The sequence below is a fragment of the Thermanaerosceptrum fracticalcis genome (genome assembly GCF_000746025.2).
Taxonomy (GTDB): Bacteria; Bacillota; Peptococcia; order DRI-13; family DRI-13; genus Thermanaerosceptrum; species Thermanaerosceptrum fracticalcis.
Genome location: NZ_CP045798.1, coordinates 346,167 through 363,797, shown reverse-complemented (window position 1 = coordinate 363,797; position 17,631 = coordinate 346,167). Strand labels below are relative to the sequence as shown.

General features: G+C 43.4%; 15 protein-coding genes and 2 riboswitches. Of the genes, 3 read left to right on the top strand and 12 right to left on the bottom strand.

Going from position 1 to position 17,631, the window contains the following annotated elements; translation table 11 throughout:
• Window positions 1–6: 6 nt before the first annotated feature.
• The 4 genes from BR63_RS01920 to BR63_RS01905 all read right to left on the bottom strand — a co-directional run bounded on the left by BR63_RS01920 (window position 7) and on the right by BR63_RS01905 (window position 5,483).
• Window positions 7–1,935: a TRAP transporter permease gene (locus BR63_RS01920; protein WP_051966221.1), complete on the bottom strand. Its 1,929-nt coding sequence runs from the start codon at window positions 1,933–1,935 to the stop codon at window positions 7–9.
• 92 nt (window positions 1,936–2,027) lie between these two features.
• Entirely contained in the window at window positions 2,028–3,047 is a 1,020-nt protein-coding gene (locus BR63_RS01915; RefSeq protein WP_034425417.1) for a TAXI family TRAP transporter solute-binding subunit, read from the bottom strand.
• Between the two features lie 104 nt (window positions 3,048–3,151).
• Window positions 3,152–4,309 carry an iron-containing alcohol dehydrogenase gene (locus tag BR63_RS01910; protein WP_051966223.1) on the bottom strand — a complete coding sequence of 386 codons (1,158 nt, stop codon included), beginning with the start codon at window positions 4,307–4,309 and terminating at the stop codon, window positions 3,152–3,154.
• A 19-nt stretch (window positions 4,310–4,328) separates the two neighbouring features.
• Window positions 4,329–5,483: a mandelate racemase/muconate lactonizing enzyme family protein gene (locus tag BR63_RS01905; protein ID WP_051966225.1), complete on the bottom strand. Its 1,155-nt coding sequence runs from the start codon at window positions 5,481–5,483 to the stop codon at window positions 4,329–4,331.
• 282 nt (window positions 5,484–5,765) lie between these two features.
• Here BR63_RS01905 and BR63_RS01900 point away from each other — a divergent pair, with 282 nt between their 5' ends.
• Window positions 5,766–6,518 (top strand): GntR family transcriptional regulator, encoded by a 753-nt coding sequence (locus BR63_RS01900; protein WP_034425420.1) that lies wholly within the window; start codon window positions 5,766–5,768, stop codon window positions 6,516–6,518.
• 220 nt (window positions 6,519–6,738) lie between these two features.
• On the opposite strand, the gene BR63_RS01895 is transcribed toward BR63_RS01900, so the two are convergent.
• From BR63_RS01895 to gcvT, 7 genes are all read right to left on the bottom strand, one after another.
• The gene (locus tag BR63_RS01895; protein WP_081908319.1) at window positions 6,739–8,001 is read right to left on the bottom strand and encodes an IS1634 family transposase; all 1,263 of its coding nucleotides are present in this window, start codon (window positions 7,999–8,001) and stop codon (window positions 6,739–6,741) included.
• A gap of 113 nt (window positions 8,002–8,114) precedes the next feature.
• On the bottom strand, window positions 8,115–8,297 hold the full coding sequence (locus BR63_RS01890; RefSeq protein WP_187142800.1) for a hypothetical protein: 183 nt from the start codon (window positions 8,295–8,297) through the stop codon (window positions 8,115–8,117).
• A 465-nt stretch (window positions 8,298–8,762) separates the two neighbouring features.
• Window positions 8,763–9,224 carry an HAD family hydrolase gene (locus BR63_RS01885; protein WP_034425543.1) on the bottom strand — a complete coding sequence of 154 codons (462 nt, stop codon included), beginning with the start codon at window positions 9,222–9,224 and terminating at the stop codon, window positions 8,763–8,765.
• Between the two features lie 289 nt (window positions 9,225–9,513).
• Complete coding sequence (gcvPB, locus tag BR63_RS01880; protein ID WP_034425545.1) at window positions 9,514–10,980, bottom strand: aminomethyl-transferring glycine dehydrogenase subunit GcvPB; 1,467 nt, start codon at window positions 10,978–10,980, stop codon at window positions 9,514–9,516.
• Entirely contained in the window at window positions 10,977–12,317 is a 1,341-nt protein-coding gene (gene gcvPA, locus BR63_RS01875) for an aminomethyl-transferring glycine dehydrogenase subunit GcvPA (protein ID WP_034425547.1), read from the bottom strand. The genes gcvPB and gcvPA overlap by 4 nt, the downstream gene beginning before the upstream one ends.
• A gap of 1 nt (window position 12,318) precedes the next feature.
• Window positions 12,319–12,699, bottom strand: coding sequence for a glycine cleavage system protein GcvH (gene gcvH, locus BR63_RS01870; protein WP_034425549.1), 381 nt, complete (start codon window positions 12,697–12,699; stop codon window positions 12,319–12,321).
• A 1-nt stretch (window position 12,700) separates the two neighbouring features.
• Window positions 12,701–13,801, bottom strand: a complete 1,101-nt coding sequence (gene gcvT, locus BR63_RS01865) for a glycine cleavage system aminomethyltransferase GcvT (RefSeq protein ID WP_034425552.1) — start codon at window positions 13,799–13,801, stop codon at window positions 12,701–12,703.
• Window positions 13,802–13,998: 197 nt separating this feature from the next.
• Window positions 13,999–14,083, bottom strand: a riboswitch (glycine riboswitch).
• Window positions 14,084–14,086: 3 nt separating this feature from the next.
• A riboswitch (glycine riboswitch) is annotated at window positions 14,087–14,186 on the bottom strand.
• Window positions 14,187–14,372: 186 nt separating this feature from the next.
• Between gcvT and BR63_RS01860 the strand changes: the two genes are divergently transcribed.
• Window positions 14,373–15,368 carry a hypothetical protein gene (locus BR63_RS01860; protein ID WP_034425555.1) on the top strand — a complete coding sequence of 332 codons (996 nt, stop codon included), beginning with the start codon at window positions 14,373–14,375 and terminating at the stop codon, window positions 15,366–15,368.
• On the opposite strand, the gene BR63_RS01855 is transcribed toward BR63_RS01860, so the two are convergent.
• Window positions 15,365–16,609, bottom strand: coding sequence for a BaiN/RdsA family NAD(P)/FAD-dependent oxidoreductase (locus BR63_RS01855; protein ID WP_034425557.1), 1,245 nt, complete (start codon window positions 16,607–16,609; stop codon window positions 15,365–15,367). The two genes, BR63_RS01860 and BR63_RS01855, sit on opposite strands and share 4 nt — an antisense overlap.
• Window positions 16,610–16,753: 144 nt before the next feature.
• Between BR63_RS01855 and BR63_RS01850 the strand changes: the two genes are divergently transcribed.
• Window positions 16,754–17,527 (top strand): IclR family transcriptional regulator, encoded by a 774-nt coding sequence (locus BR63_RS01850; RefSeq protein WP_034425560.1) that lies wholly within the window; start codon window positions 16,754–16,756, stop codon window positions 17,525–17,527.
• The last annotated feature ends 104 nt before the right edge of the window (window positions 17,528–17,631 follow it).

Here is a 17,631-nt window from a genome sequence, read left to right as displayed (position 1 = left end):
CATAGTTTAGCTTTCTGTTGCAATAGATTTAGACTGGGTTCTGGTAATTCTTAATTTTTGTAAAGCAAATACTGTAAGCATCAAACCAACTCCAAGTATATCCGTGTATATTCCAGGCTTAATAAGGGAAAGTGATGCAATAAATAGTAATATTCTTTCTACGATGTTGGCTTTCCCCCAGAACCATCCTTGGCTAGCTCCTGATAAAGCAACAATTCCAATAACCGATGTGAATATAGTCAACAGGATAGTAGAAATACTACCTTGAAATAGTAATGAAGGACCATACACAAACATGAATGGTATGATGTAAGAAGCAATACCAAGTCTAAAGGCTGTAAAACCAACATCCATAGGTTTTGCGTCAGCTATCGCTGCACCAGCAAATGCGGCTAGAGCTACAGGTGGCGTTATAGCTGAAATACTAGCGAAATATAAAATAAACATATGGGCCGCTACTGGGTTTGCCCCCAGTTCAACCAAAGCGGGGGCAAGTATAGAAGCCGCTATCGCATAAGCAGCAACAGTGGGTAATCCCATTCCTAAGACTATACATACAAACGTAGTGGCAACTAAGGCAATTCCTAAACTTCCATTAGCGAAACTCATAATAATCGTTGCAAATTTCATACCAATACCTGATAAAGAAACTACTCCTATAATAATACCTGCACAAGCTGTAGTTGCTGCTACATCAAGACTTCCTCTGGCCCCGTCATAAAAAGCTTCTAATATCTTTTTAATTCCCATGCGGCTTTTTCTTTTGAACCAACTAACAATAACAGTACATAAAAGGGCATAAGAGGCGGCTCTTAAGGGTGAAACCATCAGCACTATTAAAGCATAAAGTAAAAGAAAAACAGGAATAAGCATATATCCGTCTTCTTTTAACAACCGCCATATATTAGGCAATTGATCTTTACTCATCCCTTTAATTCCTAAGCGGTTTGCTTCCATATGTACCATGACAAAAACAGCTAAGAAATACAAAACCGCAGGTATAGCAGCTGCTAAAGCAACCTGTAAATAGGGAATTCCTAATATTTCGGCCATAATAAAGGCTCCCGCTCCCATAATAGGCGGCATAATTTGCCCCCCTGTGGAAGCAACTGCCTCTACTGCACCTGCAAATCTTGGTGAATAGCCTGCTTGCTTTATTAATGGAATAGTAAAAGTGCCCGTAGTAACGACGTTTCCTACAGAGCTTCCGTTTATAGTTCCAAAGAGTGCACTAGCAATCACGGCAACTTTAGCAGGACCACCCCTGGAAGCCCCTGCTAAAGAAAAGGCTAAATCAATGAATAATTTCCCACCACCAGATGCTTGTAAAAAAGAACCAAACAGACAAAACAAAAATACAAACGTAGCCGAAACACCTATTGGAATACCGAAAATTCCGTTTTGACTATAAATAAATGCCGCAGTCCGCTCAAAGGAATACCCTTTGTGCCAGAATAAACCGGGAAAATATGCTCCGAATAAACTGTAGAGAATAAAAGCTATGGCAATCATGGGTAAAATTAACCCTTGCAGCCTCCTGGTCATTTCCAAAACTAATAATATTCCAATAGTGCTAACAATAACATCTGTTTTAGTTGGTGAAGTGCCGATACGATAAATTAATTCATCAAATTGCACAAGAATATACAGTAAAACAAATAAAACAAGTATCATTAATAAAACGTCTACCGGAGAAATTTTCGTTTTAGAAGATCTTTTACTTGCAGGGATAAGTGCGAAAATCAAAACTCCAGCAAATAGCAAATGTAATGTACGCATAATCCATGGGTCTATTGGCACAAAGTTTAAAGTAGCAACATGAAAAATGCTCATAATAACACCGAGTACAAAAACCATATAATAACTGTAGCCTTTAAGGCTTCGATGTCTTTTTGACTCATCTAAATTCTCAATAATTTCTTCATTAGTTGCCATTCGTCCTTCCCCCTTTTAAATAAGAAGTTACTTAGACGGTATTTTTCGAGACACTACCCACAATTAATGTGGGTAGTGTCTCTTCAGTTAAGTTATTTTTTGTATTCGGGTGGATAGGCCTCGTTTGGTATAGTAATACCTCTTTCTTTATAATATTTAATCGCTCCCAGATGGAGAGGTACTTTAATATATTTAATGTTTTCAGCGAGGGTATCTTTCGCAGAAGGATGAGCAGCTACTAATTTCTCATGATTTTCAAAAGTGGCCTTAACTACATGGTAAACTAAATCCTCTGATACGTTTTTATTGGCCATCATCACGTTCCAAATTACAATAGTATCTACGGGTTCGTTCATCCCTTTATAAGTACCGGCTGGAATCTGCCCCACACTCATATAGGGGTATTGTTTTTGTAATTTCTGAATGTCATCTTTACTTACACCGATGATGCGTACATCATGGGTCGTAGCCAACTCTGCTGTACTGGGGTGAGGAACACCTGTTGGTGCTAAGCCGATTGCATCGATCATTCCATCTTGCATTAATGATGTTGCATCAGCATAACCGGCATTACTTATTTGCGGTTTAATATTAAAGAATTCAAAAATCATTCTCCAGTAAGAATCAGCGGAACTTCCCGCAGGTCCAGGAACTACACGTTTTCCATTCATGTCATGAATACTCTTAATAGGTATCTTAGATAAGGTGTGCCATTGGAAATAACCAGGATACATCGGAAAGATGGCTCTGATATTTTCATATTTAGTTCCTTTCGCCCATTCTGTACCGTTAAGACCTGCATACACAATACCATCAGCAGCTAGACCGAAGTCAACCTTACCGTCATTAACTAACTTTGCATTATCTACGCCACCAGCACTAACTTCAACGGAAAAAGGAATTTTTAACTGTTCCATCATAATTTTAGACCAGGCTCCGGCCCATACATAATAGATTCCCCCCATTGAAGATGAACCGATTGTAACACCTTTAGGCCAATCTTTTTTGCTATTCTCCTCTTTATTTTTTGCTTCTTGCGTACTACAACCAATTGTTAACAATATCACCAAGCTTAAAAATATAGCTACTAGTTTAACCTTTTTTGACTTCACATTACATCCCTCCCAATTTTTTAAAATGATTTTCTGAGAGCAAACCGGATGTCATTTTGAGCAGACTTTTAACAAAAGGAACCTTAAACTTACCCACCTCCTAATTAATAAGCGTCATTAAATAATTGTACCAAGTCTTCTAGTGTGGTTTTTCTAGGATTAGGTTTGACATTACTGATAGCTACTTGAGCCATCCTTTCAAAGCTTTCTTTTTTAACATTTAGTGTGTTAAGATTTTTCTCAATCTTAAGATCATCCATTAAAGCAAAAATTTCTTCAACGACTTTTTCAGCTATTTGTTTTTTAGTTAAACCATCAGTAATTAATCCCATAGCCTTAGCAATATCTACGTATTTATCCGGTTGGGATACTGCGTTAAATTTCATAACATGTGGAAACACAACAGAACATGCTAGCCCGTGGGCCATGTCATATTCGCCGCCTAAGGCCCTTCCTAAAGCATGAGCATTGCCAGTACCGGTATTACTGATGCCTAATCCTGCTAACATACTGCCGATAAGCATATTTCCTGCCGCTTCAATATTTGAAGGCTCAGCACAAAAAGGTCTAATGTATTTACTGATTAATTCAATAGCCTTTAAGTTAAAAAAGTCGCTGAAAGCATTGGCGCCCCTCGATAAATAACTCTCAATAGCATGAATTAAGGCATCCATGCTGCTGTATGCTGCCACTTTTTGCGGTAATGTGGCCAGGAGTTCGGGATCAAGTACGGCTAATGAGGGTATTATTTTAGGAGAGCGAACCGACATTTTAACATGATCCTCGGCATCTGTAATCGCAGCATTGGCAGTTACTTCACTGCCTGTCCCCGCCGTTGTGGGAATAGCAATAATAGGTATGGGCTCATTTTTAACTTTATCCTTGCCATTATAATCTTTAATTCGCCCCGGATTGGTTAACAGAAATCCTACACCTTTGGCTGTATCTAATGAGCTTCCTCCCCCGATGCCAATTACCACATCTATCTGTAACTCCTTGGCTAACTTAGCCGCTTTTTCTACGGAGATATCTCTTGGGTTAGGCTCAACATCTGAAAATGTTTCATATTCGATGTTCTCATCCACCAGCGATTTGATTAAGCCATTATGTAATCCTGCCTTAAGGACACCAGGATCCGTCACAACCAGGGCCTTTTTGAAGCCCATTTTTTTTAGTTCTTTTCCAATTTCTTTTACAGCACCAGGTCGGAATCTAATATTCAGCTTTGCATCAAAATCAAATCCTTTATCAAACACAAACATGGTCAGATTCTCCTTTCAGTCAAACCCGATATTTTTTAATCACGTCCTCATTGATTTCAACACCTATACCCGGCTTATCTTCTAGTTCAATAAATCCATTACTGAAGGACTTGATGGGCAACGGCGTTAAATCCCAACGCAGTGGGTTTCTTTGATCCTTTGACCAGTCGCTTTGCATATGTTCAAAGATAAAACAGTCAGAAAATGCTGCTGCTATTTGAAGCGATGCTGCAATACAAACTGCCGATGAACTTCCTGTATGGGTTAAATACGGTACATCATAAGAGCTGCTTAGCCCATGTATTTTCAGACACTCTGTAAAGCCGCCCGCTCTGCAAACGTTGGGCTGTATAATATCTACTTTACCTTTTTCAATCAAATCTTTAATCCCATATCTTAGGAAATGTGCTTCACCTGCTGCAATTGGAACATCCAGGCTTTCTGACAACCGGCGGTATCCGTCATAATCCATAGGGGATATAGGTTCCTCAAACCAGGTTATATTATAATTTTCTAGTTCTCTACCTATTTTTAGGGCCGTTTTTACATCATATCCACAGTTGGCATCCACCATTAAAGTTATGTCATCACCAACGTGTTTTCTTACCGCCTCCACCGCCATCACATCAGTTTTATATCCCTGTCCGATTTTTATCTTCATTGCAGTAAAACCTTTTTCCACAAAGGTCTCAGCCGTTTTCAGCATAGTTTCCATTCCTCTGAACCTGATAGAGGAAGCATAAGCCCAGATTTTCGGATGACTATTCCCTCCAAGCAGGGTATAGACGGGAACATTTAATGCCTTACCTTTAATATCCCATAATGCTACATCAATTCCACTAATTGCTTCAATATAAAACCCTTGAAAATGACCACGGTTCATCATGGTGCCAAATAGTAATTCCCATATATACTCTGTATCCATAGGATCTTTTCCGATGAGCAACGGCTTGACGTACTCCACAATATCCCTCGTAGCTGTTGGAGCCAAACGGACCATACATTCCCCATAACCGGTAATGCCTTCATCAGTGTCAATTTTCACCAGTGTGACACGATATTCCTTGAATACTATCTTTTCTAGTTCGTCTGCATGAGGAATACTAATTGGCGCTTTGATAGAGTTTTCAATAGGTACAATAAGACTAATGGCCTCAACATTAGTTATTCTCATTAAACCACCTCCATGTTTTTAGCATTCAGCATGCTGTATGCTTTTATTTGTTTATATTCTATTTATTTTTGTCTTCTCCTTTTATAATTTTCATGTTTTTTACACAATATTTCTACAATTTTCGACATTTTAATTGCGTATTTTGTCTCATTTTGTAAATATATTTTTATGTTTTCTCAAAAGGAATATTTATTTATATATAGAAAATAGTATACAGCATGCTAAAGTTTCCGGTATTTATTTAAACAATTTTAATACTAAGAGAATGAGTAGGTGTAAGCGATGGATACCAAAATTTCTAAACCATTACCCCTGTATCAGATGGGCTATGATAAAATTAAGAATTTTATTATATCGGGTACCCTCAGCCCAGGACAAAGATTGACAGATAATCAATTAGCAGAACTTTTGGGTATTAGTAGAACCCCTGTCAGAGAAGCAGTTAGAATGCTGTGTAGAGAAGGACTTCTTAAAAGCGATGACGGCATTGTCACTGTATACGAACCAACACCAAAAGATTTAGGCGAGACCTATTCGGTACGTGCTGCCCTAGAAGGATTAGCCATATCCATAGTGATTGCACGGGGTGTACATCTAAAACTGGCTGATCAACTGGAAGAAATAATAAACATAAGTCTGGAAGAGGAAAAAAATAAAAATTACGCAAAAGTTGCAGAGTGTAATAAAATCATCCATTGTAGTATTATTGAAGCAAGCCAAAATCAACTTATATCTGAACAAATGGAAGCAATAAATTCGAAGATGGCCCTTTTTAGGCGTTTGTCGCTTTCTCATCATAAGAATCTCCTTATCTCAATTAATGAACATCAAGAGTTAGTCAAAAGTTTACGGACCGGAAGTATTATAGAGTGTAGAAGACTTTGGGAAATGCATATAGTTCAAGCCGGCTATAGGTTGTTTTTAGACTTGCTTCATAATGACACATTTAATGAAAATGATTATAAACCTATAGGTGATTACCTCAAAGTTATGGTAAAAATATTTGATAAAGACGTTATAGATATTATTCCATAATATTAACAATCAATTATGAGCAAATTAATAGTAAAACTTGTTCGGATAATCATTTGTCAGGTACGGCGGTGTGTGGATACATAACCGCCTTTTTTCTATGAAGGTTAAATCCCCATACCGATGTATATTGTCTTTTCTTGACTTTGTCAGTTGAAAACTCGAAAGCCTTGAAAAACAAGGATTTGCTCACATAATGATGCGCAAATTGTACCCACACCCTCTACCATGTGAACTCTCCTGCCTCCTCAATAGGCAGCATGTTCTTCGGTGGGGCAATGCGTAATATTCTTAAGATTTTATTGGCATTATCACTCGGTTTCATCTTTACTAAAAACCTTTGTCCATTTATCTCTATTTCTGTAAACAACAGTGAACTCAAAGCTTCCTGAATTTGAGCTGGACTAATAGAAAGTTGATGTTCTTTTAAGCGGAATTCTAAGGTCCTTTCGAGTAAGAAAGCCAGGAAACAAATAACAAAATGGCCCTTTATGCGCTTTTCAGTCCAATGAAAGATGGGACGTACTTCCAATGTGCTCTTCATGATGCGGAAAGACTCTTCGATTTTCCAGAGAGTATGATATGCGTCAAGCACAGCTTCCGGAGTCAGATCATGTAAACTGGTCTGAATGGCATAGTAACCGTCAACCCGCTCATCGTTGGCAATGGCCTTTTCATCAAGAAAGTATTGGTCGTTTTCGCTGATATGTTTAATGAAACGTTTGCCTCCACGCTTGTTGCTGGCCTTGATAGAGCTTGGTTGTTCCAAGAGACGATGGGCCTTATCAATCAACCGTTGCCGGTCAGCCCGCTTATATTTCAAGGATTGGACAGGTTTACTTTGCATAACTACTTTCTTTGCATAAGGCGGATTATGCAAAGCTTTGCATAATCCGCCTTGCGGGCTCCCCAAGTCTGTTTCTTCCCATGCTCCGTCTTTCATTACTCCAACAGTCAGAAATTTCTTTATCAGTTTCAGGATGCTTCCGTCACTGATTTTACGGTTGACTCCTTCCAGGATTAGTTCATGGTCCAGCCGGTCAAAGCATTTGGATAGGTCCATGTCTACAACATGATTCAGTCCATATTTGTTTATGAACATCTCTGCCTTGGCTACTGCCTGGTGACAGGAGCGCCCAGGTCTATATCCATAGCTTGACGGGTGAAAGTCGGGTTCAAAGATTGGTTGTAGGATGTTTAGGAGGGCTTGTTGGACTATCCGGTCCCTGACTGTAGGTATACCTAGCGGGCGTTTACTGCCGTCCGCTTTGGGTATTTCTACCCGCAGTACCGGTTGGGGTTCGTAAATGCCGGTCTTGAGTTCGTGTTGAAGTTGGCTTAACCTTTCTTGCAGATTTTGGCCGAAGGCTTCCACGGTCTCCCCGTCTACTCCGGGGGCGCCATTGTTGGCTTTAACGGCTTTGTATGCTTTTTCCAGGTTGTCCATCCGGTATACTTTGTCTATTAGGCTATACCATTTCTTCAATCACTTCACCCCATTTCGCTATGCTTCCTCTGTAGTCCAGGATTTCGCGCCGGTTCCTTCATGTGCTTTCCAGGCGTCTCTAGCTCTCTGGCAATCTTACCTCTCCAGTCACTTTACTCCGGCTGAGCGGACGTACTGCCCAGCAGGTTCGTCACCCCCGGTTCAGCCGTTCCCTTTGGCTTTCCAGCCAAAGTTGTCTTCTCTTCCCATCCTTTGTCTACTTTGGTTGCATTCTTTGATTTATCTTCCTCCCTTCGCAAGTACAGCCGCTTTTGGCTTGCTGTACCCCACTGCAACCAGGTGCAGTGTCCTCCCGGTTTTGCCCTCCCGTCTGTTACCAGCTTTCATTGGCCGAGAGTTTGTCACTACTACGGAGTCATCTGCCACCCCACATCACTTCGTCCCGCACTTGTGTTTCCACTTGTTTGGGCCTACCCTCTCTGAGGGATGATGCCGGGCTTCTCCGGTTAAGTCTACCTGCCTGAATCTGAACGCATCCGTCTTAACTCCTCAGGTTATCCAGCTTTCGGGTTTTCCCACTTTGTGCAAGGTTACCCTCCTGACGAGCCAACCCCGGTTCGCTTGCGCTATGTTCCAGATTCCCCCTTCAGCTTCCTTCAGACCCCACCGTTGGCCAGTGACGCCCTTGCTTACGGGTTGTCTTCCCGCTGGTTAGGTGACAGGGTTTCTTTCAACCCATCGGCTCAGTAAACATGCCGGACGAACACAAAAAAAGCTCTTACATCTCTGTAAGAGCTTTCCTAATTTAACGCAATACTGAAGGCAGCCGAATAGATGTTTTTACATATGTCTATTACACCAGGTCCCTCGCTTAAATCAAGAGAATTAAGAGTACAAACACCTTTACCTGTAAGAACGAGCAAAATCCTGCAGCCCATATTTTCCAGCAGCTTAAGATAGGGACCGTCAGTGATCAAACAACTTTCTTTTAGATCTATATCTTTTTCCGAGAGGAGCCGGTTTAACTCCTCCATTTCCCCATTCCAGTGAGAGAGTTCTAAAGTCTTATACTTAAAACAGTTGAGGAAATTTTTGAATTCCTGCCGGTCAGACGTTATTAAGACCAGGCAAAACCCCCTCCGCCTCAAGAATCTTAAGGCTGGCAATGTTTCCGGATAAACTTCTAAAACCTGCTCGCTTCCCTCTTTAACAGTATATGCATATACAGTTCCAGGACCGGAAAAAAAGACTGCCCTATTCATGAAATCCCCCCCTGCCCCGTCCATTTTAATATATGATGGAACAGGGCCGGAGGTGCATACTGCAGCCAGTTGGTAGTTGTTAGTTGGCAGTGTTCTTTAACGTGAACCGATAACAGTTAACCGTGAACCGAATTCCGACTGCTGACCTCCGACTACCGACTTCCGACAATGCTGTACTGGAACATGGACTTAGAAGCAATTAAACTCGGAAATCGGAAAGCGGATATCGGAAGTCATATAAAGATATCGGACATCGGATGTCGGAAGTCGGAAGTCGGGTGTCGTATGACTACTCCCCGCTCCCCGGTCGCCACCTGAGGACCGGTTTACGGGCGGCGGCCGCTTCATCCAAACGGCTGACAGGAGTTATGTGGGGTGCTTCCTGGAGCAGTCCCGGATTTACCTTTGCCTCTTCGGCAATTTTTAATAAAGTTTTTGCAAATTCATCCAGTGTCTCCTTATTTTCTGTCTCCGTAGGTTCGATCATTAAGGCTTCTTCCACGATGAGCGGGAAATAAACAGTAGGCGGGTGAAAACCGTAATCGATGAGGCGTTTCGCAATGTCCATGGTGTGAATCCCGGTTTCCTTCAGGGTTTTGGGCGTAATGATGAATTCGTGTTTACAGGGCCCGCTGAAGGGTTGATGGTAAGTAGGGCTCAAAAGGCTCATTAGATAATTGGCATTTAAAACGGCTTTTTCGCTGACTTCTTTTAACCCCTCACGCCCCATCATGATTAAATAAGTATAGGCTTTTACCACAACACCGAAATTGCCGTAAAAAGCTTTCACTTTACCAATGGAATGGGGTCTATCATAATCCAAGTAGTAAGTACCGTTTTCTTCCTTTCTCGCCACCACCGGTTTGGGCAGGTAAGGCTCCAGGAAAGCCTTGACGCCTACCGGTCCAGAACCGGGTCCTCCGCCGCCGTGGGGTGTGGAAAAGGTCTTATGCAGGTTTAAATGTACCACATCAAAGCCCATATCGCCAGGACGGGCATAGCCCATGATCGCGTTCATATTGGCCCCGTCATAGTACAATAACCCTCCCGCCTCATGCACGATGCGCGCAATCTCCAGGATCTGCGTTTCAAAGAGCCCTAAGGTGCTGGGATTAGTAAGCATCAATGCCGCCGTATCCTCGCCTACAGCTGCCCGTAAAGCCTCAAGGTTCACACTGCCGTCTTCATTAGAGGGTATCTGCACAATACTGCAGCCGCATAAAGCTGCCGTAGCCGGGTTAGTACCGTGGGAGGAATCGGGAACGATGACTTTGGTCCGTTTATGGTCTCCCCTGGCGGCGTGATGGGCCATGATGATCAGTAACCCGGTAAATTCCCCATGGGCTCCCGCCGCAGGCTGGAGAGTAAAAGCATCCATCCCGGCAATTTCGGCTAAATACTGCTGAGTAGTATACATCAGCTCCAGGGCGCCTTGGGTATATTCCTCGGGCTGGTATGGATGAAGCTGGCTGAATCCAGGTAAATTGGCAGCATCTTCATTGATTTTGGGATTATATTTCATCGTACAACTGCCCAGGGGATAAAATCCTGTATCCACCCCATAGTTAAGCCGGGATAAACGGGTATAATGACGTACCACATCTATTTCCGAAAGCTCAGGTATGTGGGGTCTTTCTCCTCTCTTCAGTTGAGGTGGCAAAAGTTCGGATATATCTACAGCAGGCAGGTCTAATTCAGGGAGATAATCTTCCTTCCTGCCGGCGACACTCTTGGTAAATATCAATTTTTCCATCATACATTATCACCCCAAACCCGGGCAAGTTTGTCAATTTCTTCTTTAGTACGCACTTCCGTTACGCACAGCAGGATATGATTGGTTAATTCAGGATAATATCTTCCCAAATCCAAGCCCCCCAAAATACCTGCCTCCCAAAGACGACGGTTAATGCTCTCCGGGGATTCCTCTGTTTTCACTACAAATTCCTTAAAAGTCGGAACTTGGAAGGGAATAGTGACACCTTCTATTTTACTTAGAAGAGTTTTGGCGTAATGGCTTTTCTGTAAGCACTGATTTCCAACCTGTTCCAGTCCTCCGGGTCCCAGTAACGAAAGGTATAAGGTGGCAGATAAAGCACAAAGGGCCTGGTTAGAACAAATATTAGAGCTGGCTTTTTCCCGGCGGATATGCTGTTCCCGGGCCTGTAAAGTCAAGACAAAACCTTCTCTGCCCAGGCGGTCCACAGTTTTTCCTACGATCCTGCCTGGTAAACGGCGCATGTATTTTTCCTTAGCAGCCATAAAACCCAGATAGGGACCACCAAAACTGAGAGGCAGCCCCAGGCTCTGTCCTTCCCCCACAACAATATCGGCACCTAATTTACCCGGACTTTCCAGTACTCCTAAGGATACGGGGTCCGCACACACAATGAGAAGGGCGCCTGCAGCATGGGCAATTTCGGCAAATTGCTGAAGGTTCTCAATACTGCCAAAAAAATTAGGATACTGGATGACTACCGCAGCCACTTCCTTGTTTATTTTTTTACCCAAGGCATCCTGGCAGGTCAGGCCTCCCCAGTAGGGGGTTAGTTCCAGGCTAATTCCCCGGCCATGGAGGTATGTCTCCATGGTAGCACGGTATTCGGGATGGATAGCGCTACTTACCAGCATCTGATTCCTGCGGGTTGCTTCCGCCGCCATTAAAGAGGCTTCAGCCAAAGCAGTAGCCCCATCATAGACCGAGGCATTGGCCGCGTCCATTCCCGTTAATTCACAAATCATGGTTTGATATTCAAAGATGGCCTGAAGCGTTCCCTGGCTAATTTCCGGCTGATAAGGCGTATAGGCTGTATAAAATTCGGATCGTGACAGGAGATGGCTAACGGCCCTGGGCTGGTAATGCTCATAAGCTCCTGCCCCTAGAAAACAGATATATTGGCCGGCATGCTTATTCTTACCGGCTAACTCCTGGAGATTCCGCCAGGCTGCATTTTCGGAAAGGCCCTGGGGTAAGGAAAGGGGTTGCTTAAGACGTATGCTTTCCGGAATATCCCGAAAAAGTTCGTCGGTGGATTGCACACCAATACTTTTTAGCATGGCGTCAACCTGCTCAGGCGTATGAGGAAGATAGTGCATACTACTCAGCCTCCCGGGCGATTAAATCCTCATATTCCTCAGCGCTTAGCAAGTCCTCAGATAACTCGGAAATTTCCATTTCGATGATCCAGCCATCGCCATAGGGATCTTGGTTGATTAATTCCGGGCTGTCGAGAAGAGCTTCATTGACGGCTGTGATAATGCCTGAGCAAGGCGCATTGATGTCCGAAACTGCTTTAACGGATTCTACCACACCAAAAGCTTCGCCCGCTTCCACCCTTCTTTCCAGTTCAGGTAATTCTACGAATACTACATCACCAAGAGCTTTTTGGGCATAATCGGTTATCCCTATGACAGCCTTATCTCCTTCAATACTGATCCATTCATGTTCCCTGGTATACTTCAAATGACTGGGATACATTTCATTTTACCTCCCTCTTATAAAATGGTGTTTTTATGATACGGGCCCGCAGGCCTTTATCCCTGATAATAACGGTAATTTCGTTGTCCAGTACAGCTTCGGCTGACTTTACATAACCAAGCCCCAGGTTTTTACCCAGAGAAGGGGCAAAGCTCCCGGAGGTCACCTCACCAATGGATATGTTATTTTTTTCTATTCTATAACCTGCCCGGGGAATACCTCTATCAAGCATTTCAAAACCTACTAATTTACGGGTAATACCTTCCGCCTTTTGCTTTGAGAGCGCTTCCTTACCGATAAAATCCTCAGCCTTAGACAGGGCCACAAAACTCCCCAACCCCGCCTCCAGGGGTGTATATTCTTCATTCAGTTCATGTCCATAGAGGGGAAGCCTGGCTTCAAAACGCAGGGTATCCCGGGCTCCTAATCCTACCGGTACAAGACCATAGTCTTTTCCCGCCTCCAATAGTGCCTGCCAAACCTTGGGAGCCCCTTCTGCATTCATATAGAGCTCAAACCCGTCCTCACCGGTATACCCCGTTCGCGAAACTAAAGTTTTAACCCCGGCTGTTTCAGCCCAAACAAAGCGGAAGTACTTTATTTCTCCCAAATTAATATCCGTAATCTGGCTGAGAATCTCCTGGGATCTGGGACCCTGCAGGGCAATTTGGCCTGTCTTGTCTGATATATCCTCTACTGTTACCTTACCTTCCTGGTGATCCTTAATCCAACCAAAATCCTTGTCTTTATTGCTTGCATTCACCACCAACCAGTATTCATCGTCCCCAAGACGGTACACTAAAAGGTCATCCACAATCCCTCCCGAAGAATAACACATAGGACTGTAAAGGGCCTGCCCCACGGTAAGCTTAGCAGCATCATTGGTTATGAGTTTTTGAATCAAGGCAAGGGCTCCTGGTCCTTTAACCAGAATCTCTCCCATATGCGAGACATCAAAGAGTCCCGCCGCACTGCGCACAGCTTTATGTTCCTCGATGATTCCGGTATACTGCACAGGCATTTCCCATCCGCTAAATTCCACCATTTTGGCACCCAGCTTCTTGTGCAGTTCGTATAATGTAGTTTTTTTCAGTTCACCCAAAAGATATCACCTCTTTCTCAAAATGTTTCCCAATTCTTGTGGAAAAAATGAATGCAAGATATTCGTGATCCCGTGCCAAGAATCACGGTTTCAAGGTTTACGTCAGGGAGACAAGCAACAAATAACTATCAACTACCAACTATCAACTAATAAAATAAGGACAGAAGAAACAATAGCTAAAACAAAGCTACTGTTTCCTCTGTCCTTTTACCTGAGAGTTTGGCTGAACTTCAGCTTTACCCCTTTGGTGCCCGGTAAAATATTACCGGGTGCTCTCCAGAGTTTCGTCGGCCTGCGGTACTGGGACCTGAGAGATTCAACCGGAATCGTAACTTCCGGCCTTGCTCCTTCGGTGCTCCTGGGGAGGCTCTCCCGCCAGGCTTCATCCGCCGTATATTTTTTCTGAAAATTACATATTACATCGATTTCTTAAGAATTATTTCTTCCCAAAATAAAATATTCCTGCCATCCTGACAAAATTTTTTAGAAAAAGGGAGCCAGCTATTTCCTGAATTTAAAGGAAGCTGTCTGAATAACATATATTAGGTCAGGTGAGATAGGGAGTGAAAAAATGAAAAAGAAAATTGCAACCCAACTACTGGTCTTCTGCCTGCTGTTTATCACATGGTGGGAAGTGCATACAAGGATAAATTACGAACCTACAGGTAAAATCACCGGCCCCCTCCCTGTCTTTCCCACTATTCAAATGGAACTATTGCAATCAGGAAACCCTCACATGGTAGAAGATGCGCTGGATGCAACGGTCAAAACGCTGGTCAAATACATAAAACCCGGCCTACTGAACGAAGCCTGGCAGGTTTCCTACCTCTTTCTTGACCTCATACCCGGCGCCTATCCCGAGGTTATCGTCACACTTTCTCTTGCTCCCGATAAGGGTATCCTGGCCATTATCCAAAGACAAAACAACAACTATATTTTACTGACATACCTGGATAATTTACTCCCCCTGGGTAAACTTGACAAATTGAGCCTGGCCAATGGTAAAGAGATACTGGTCACCAGGGAAGACCACGATGAAATGACGGGAGCCTTTACCAGGGTTTGTACCGTGAAGCTTTGGGGATGGCAGGAAAATACTTTACACGTTCTCTGGAGTGAAAATTCTCATTGGGAAATCAACTGGCTTAATACCTGGCAGAACCCCAAAGCCAATCCTGTCAAATGGTTGAAATTGACCCAGGACTTACGAATCACCTATGAAACCAAGGATAGTTCAGCCTTAATTAAAACAACAGGACAGCAAAATTATTATATATCGGCACAAAATAAGGTAAGATTACCTCCGGAAACCGATTTCTCTTTACTACAATCCCGAGAGCTTACAGAAACTTATTACTGGCATGAGAAGTGGCAGAAATTCGTACTGAATACGGGAGTGATCGATATTCCCGGAAAAACCGAAACACAAAAACGAGTAGCCGTCTTAAAAAATATGGCAAACCACTTGGAAAACCTGCCTGGCGGAGGAAAACAGCTCCTGGAGGTTATAGATGATCAGGGTAAGATTTTTTTAGTGGAAAAATCCCTATTAAAACTGGACACCTAAAAACTCTCCTGCCCCGCATGGTCTCCTGCCGTATAACCTGTTGAGAAAGCCGCCTGTAAATTATACCCCCCGGTAAAACCGTCAATATCCAGGATTTCCCCCGCAAAATACAAACCTTTAATCAGCTTGGATTCCATGGTTTTGGGATTTATCTCTTTAAGAGATACTCCTCCTGCTGTAACAGTGGCTTCGTCCAGGGAACGCGGCCCTGTAATGGTCAATTTTAAATTCCGTAATGTATCAAGGAGCGCCTGCCGCTCCTTTTTTGTTAGCTGGTGAGCAAGTTTATCAGGGGAAATTTGGCTTTCCATGATAAGAATAGGGATTAGCCTCCTGGGTAAAATGTCATGCAGGGCATTTTTCAATTGTTTTTTCTGATTTTTTTGGAGCTCAAGCTGCAGTTCCCCGGTCAACTCCTCCTGGTTTAATGCAGGTTTTAGATTGAGAGAAAGGGTTAAACCCGGCCCCGAAGAATCACTTTTCACGTAGCGGCTTAAGGATAAGATCACAGGTCCTGATACGCCGAAATGGGTAAAAAGCATTTCACCCCTTTCCCTGCCCAGAAGTTTCTCACCTTCCATTAGAACAGCTTCTATATCCCGGAGGGCCAGTCCCTGTACCTCCCTCACCCATCCTTCTTTAATGTTTAAAGGAACAAGAGCCGGTCTAATGGGAACAATACTGTGTCCACAGGCTAGAGCCCATTGATAGCCATCTCCCGTAGAACCTGTGGCAGGATAGGATTTTCCCCCGGTAGCCACAATGACCAGACGGGAAGCAATCCTCTCTTTTTCCGTATTTACACCCCTAACCTCCCGGCCTTCCGTAACAATCCCTGTCACCTTTTCTGCCAAACGGATCTCCACCCCGCCCTGCTCCAAGTATTTGGTCAATCCCTTTACGACGTCAGAAGCCCTGTCGGAGGATGGAAAAACCCTTCCTTCTTTCTCTACCTTAAGGGGTATACCCATTCTTTCTAAAAGCAGCATCAGGTCCTCATTGGAAAATTGACTAAAAGCGCTGTATAAAAATTGACCATTCCCCGGGTAATGCTTGATCAACTCCTGGATACTCCCGGTATTGGTCACATTGCAGCGTCCACCGCCTGACATCAGGATTTTCCGGCCCAGGCGATCGTTTTTTTCCAGGAGGATCACCCTGGCGCCTAACTCACCTGCCCGCCCCGCAGCCAGTAACCCGGCAGCACCTCCGCCAATAACAATAATAGGCTTGCTTGACATATCTTTCCCCTCACATCTCAATCCACATCATGAATAATTAGTCCAGATCATGAAACGAAAAGAAGGATTCTTTGCTGAATTTAGCGTATATAAAACATATTCACATTATACAACGGGACAAATCTTTTTCCGAGGGTAATATTGATGCAAAGCAATTACTTAGAGGTGCAATCACTACAAAGAGCTTTCGATATACTGGAGGTTATCAGCAACAGTTCCCGGCCTGTTAACCTGAAAACACTCACAGAGGCTACAGGCTTAGCCAAATCCACCGTTTACCGCCTGCTAAACAATTTGGAAAGCCGGGATTACGTACGCTGTAACCCCGATGGCACATATCAACTGGGCCTTAAACTTCTCCTCATGAGCCAGCGGGTAGATCAGAAATTTGAATTAAAAAACCTGGCCAGACCTTTCCTGAAAAAATTAAATGACATCACCAAAGAAACGGTCTTCCTGGGAATACTGGAGAAAAATAAAGTGCTTTATGTGGATATGGTGGAAAGTCCCCATCCCGTTCGTCTCGTAGCTAAGATTGGCACTACAAACCATGTACACTGCACTTCCCTGGGCAAGGCCCTCCTCATGGGACACAGTGAGGAAGCCATTCTGGATATCCTGAACGACCAGGGAATGGAGAATAGGACAGAGTTTACCCTGGTAACCCCCGAAGCTTTTCTCAAGGATATGGAACTCACCAGGAAAAGAGGCTATGCTTTGGATAACCGGGAAAGCGAAGATGAATGCCGCTGTATAGGAGCCCCCATATATGACTATAAAGGAAAGGTTATTGCTGCTGTCAGTATTTCCGGTCCCCACTCCCGTTTTACCTTAGAACTGATTGAAAAAGAAGTGGCAGAAAAACTAATAATTATCACTGGACAAATCTCTAATTCTCTGGGGTTAATCTCCAAATAATAATCTGCTTAATGATTATTCACCATTACTTTACTATAAGGATTTCGCCGTAGGTTCCGGAACTTCCGGACACCCCCGGTAAGCGCCTTGCGGCTCCCACCTTT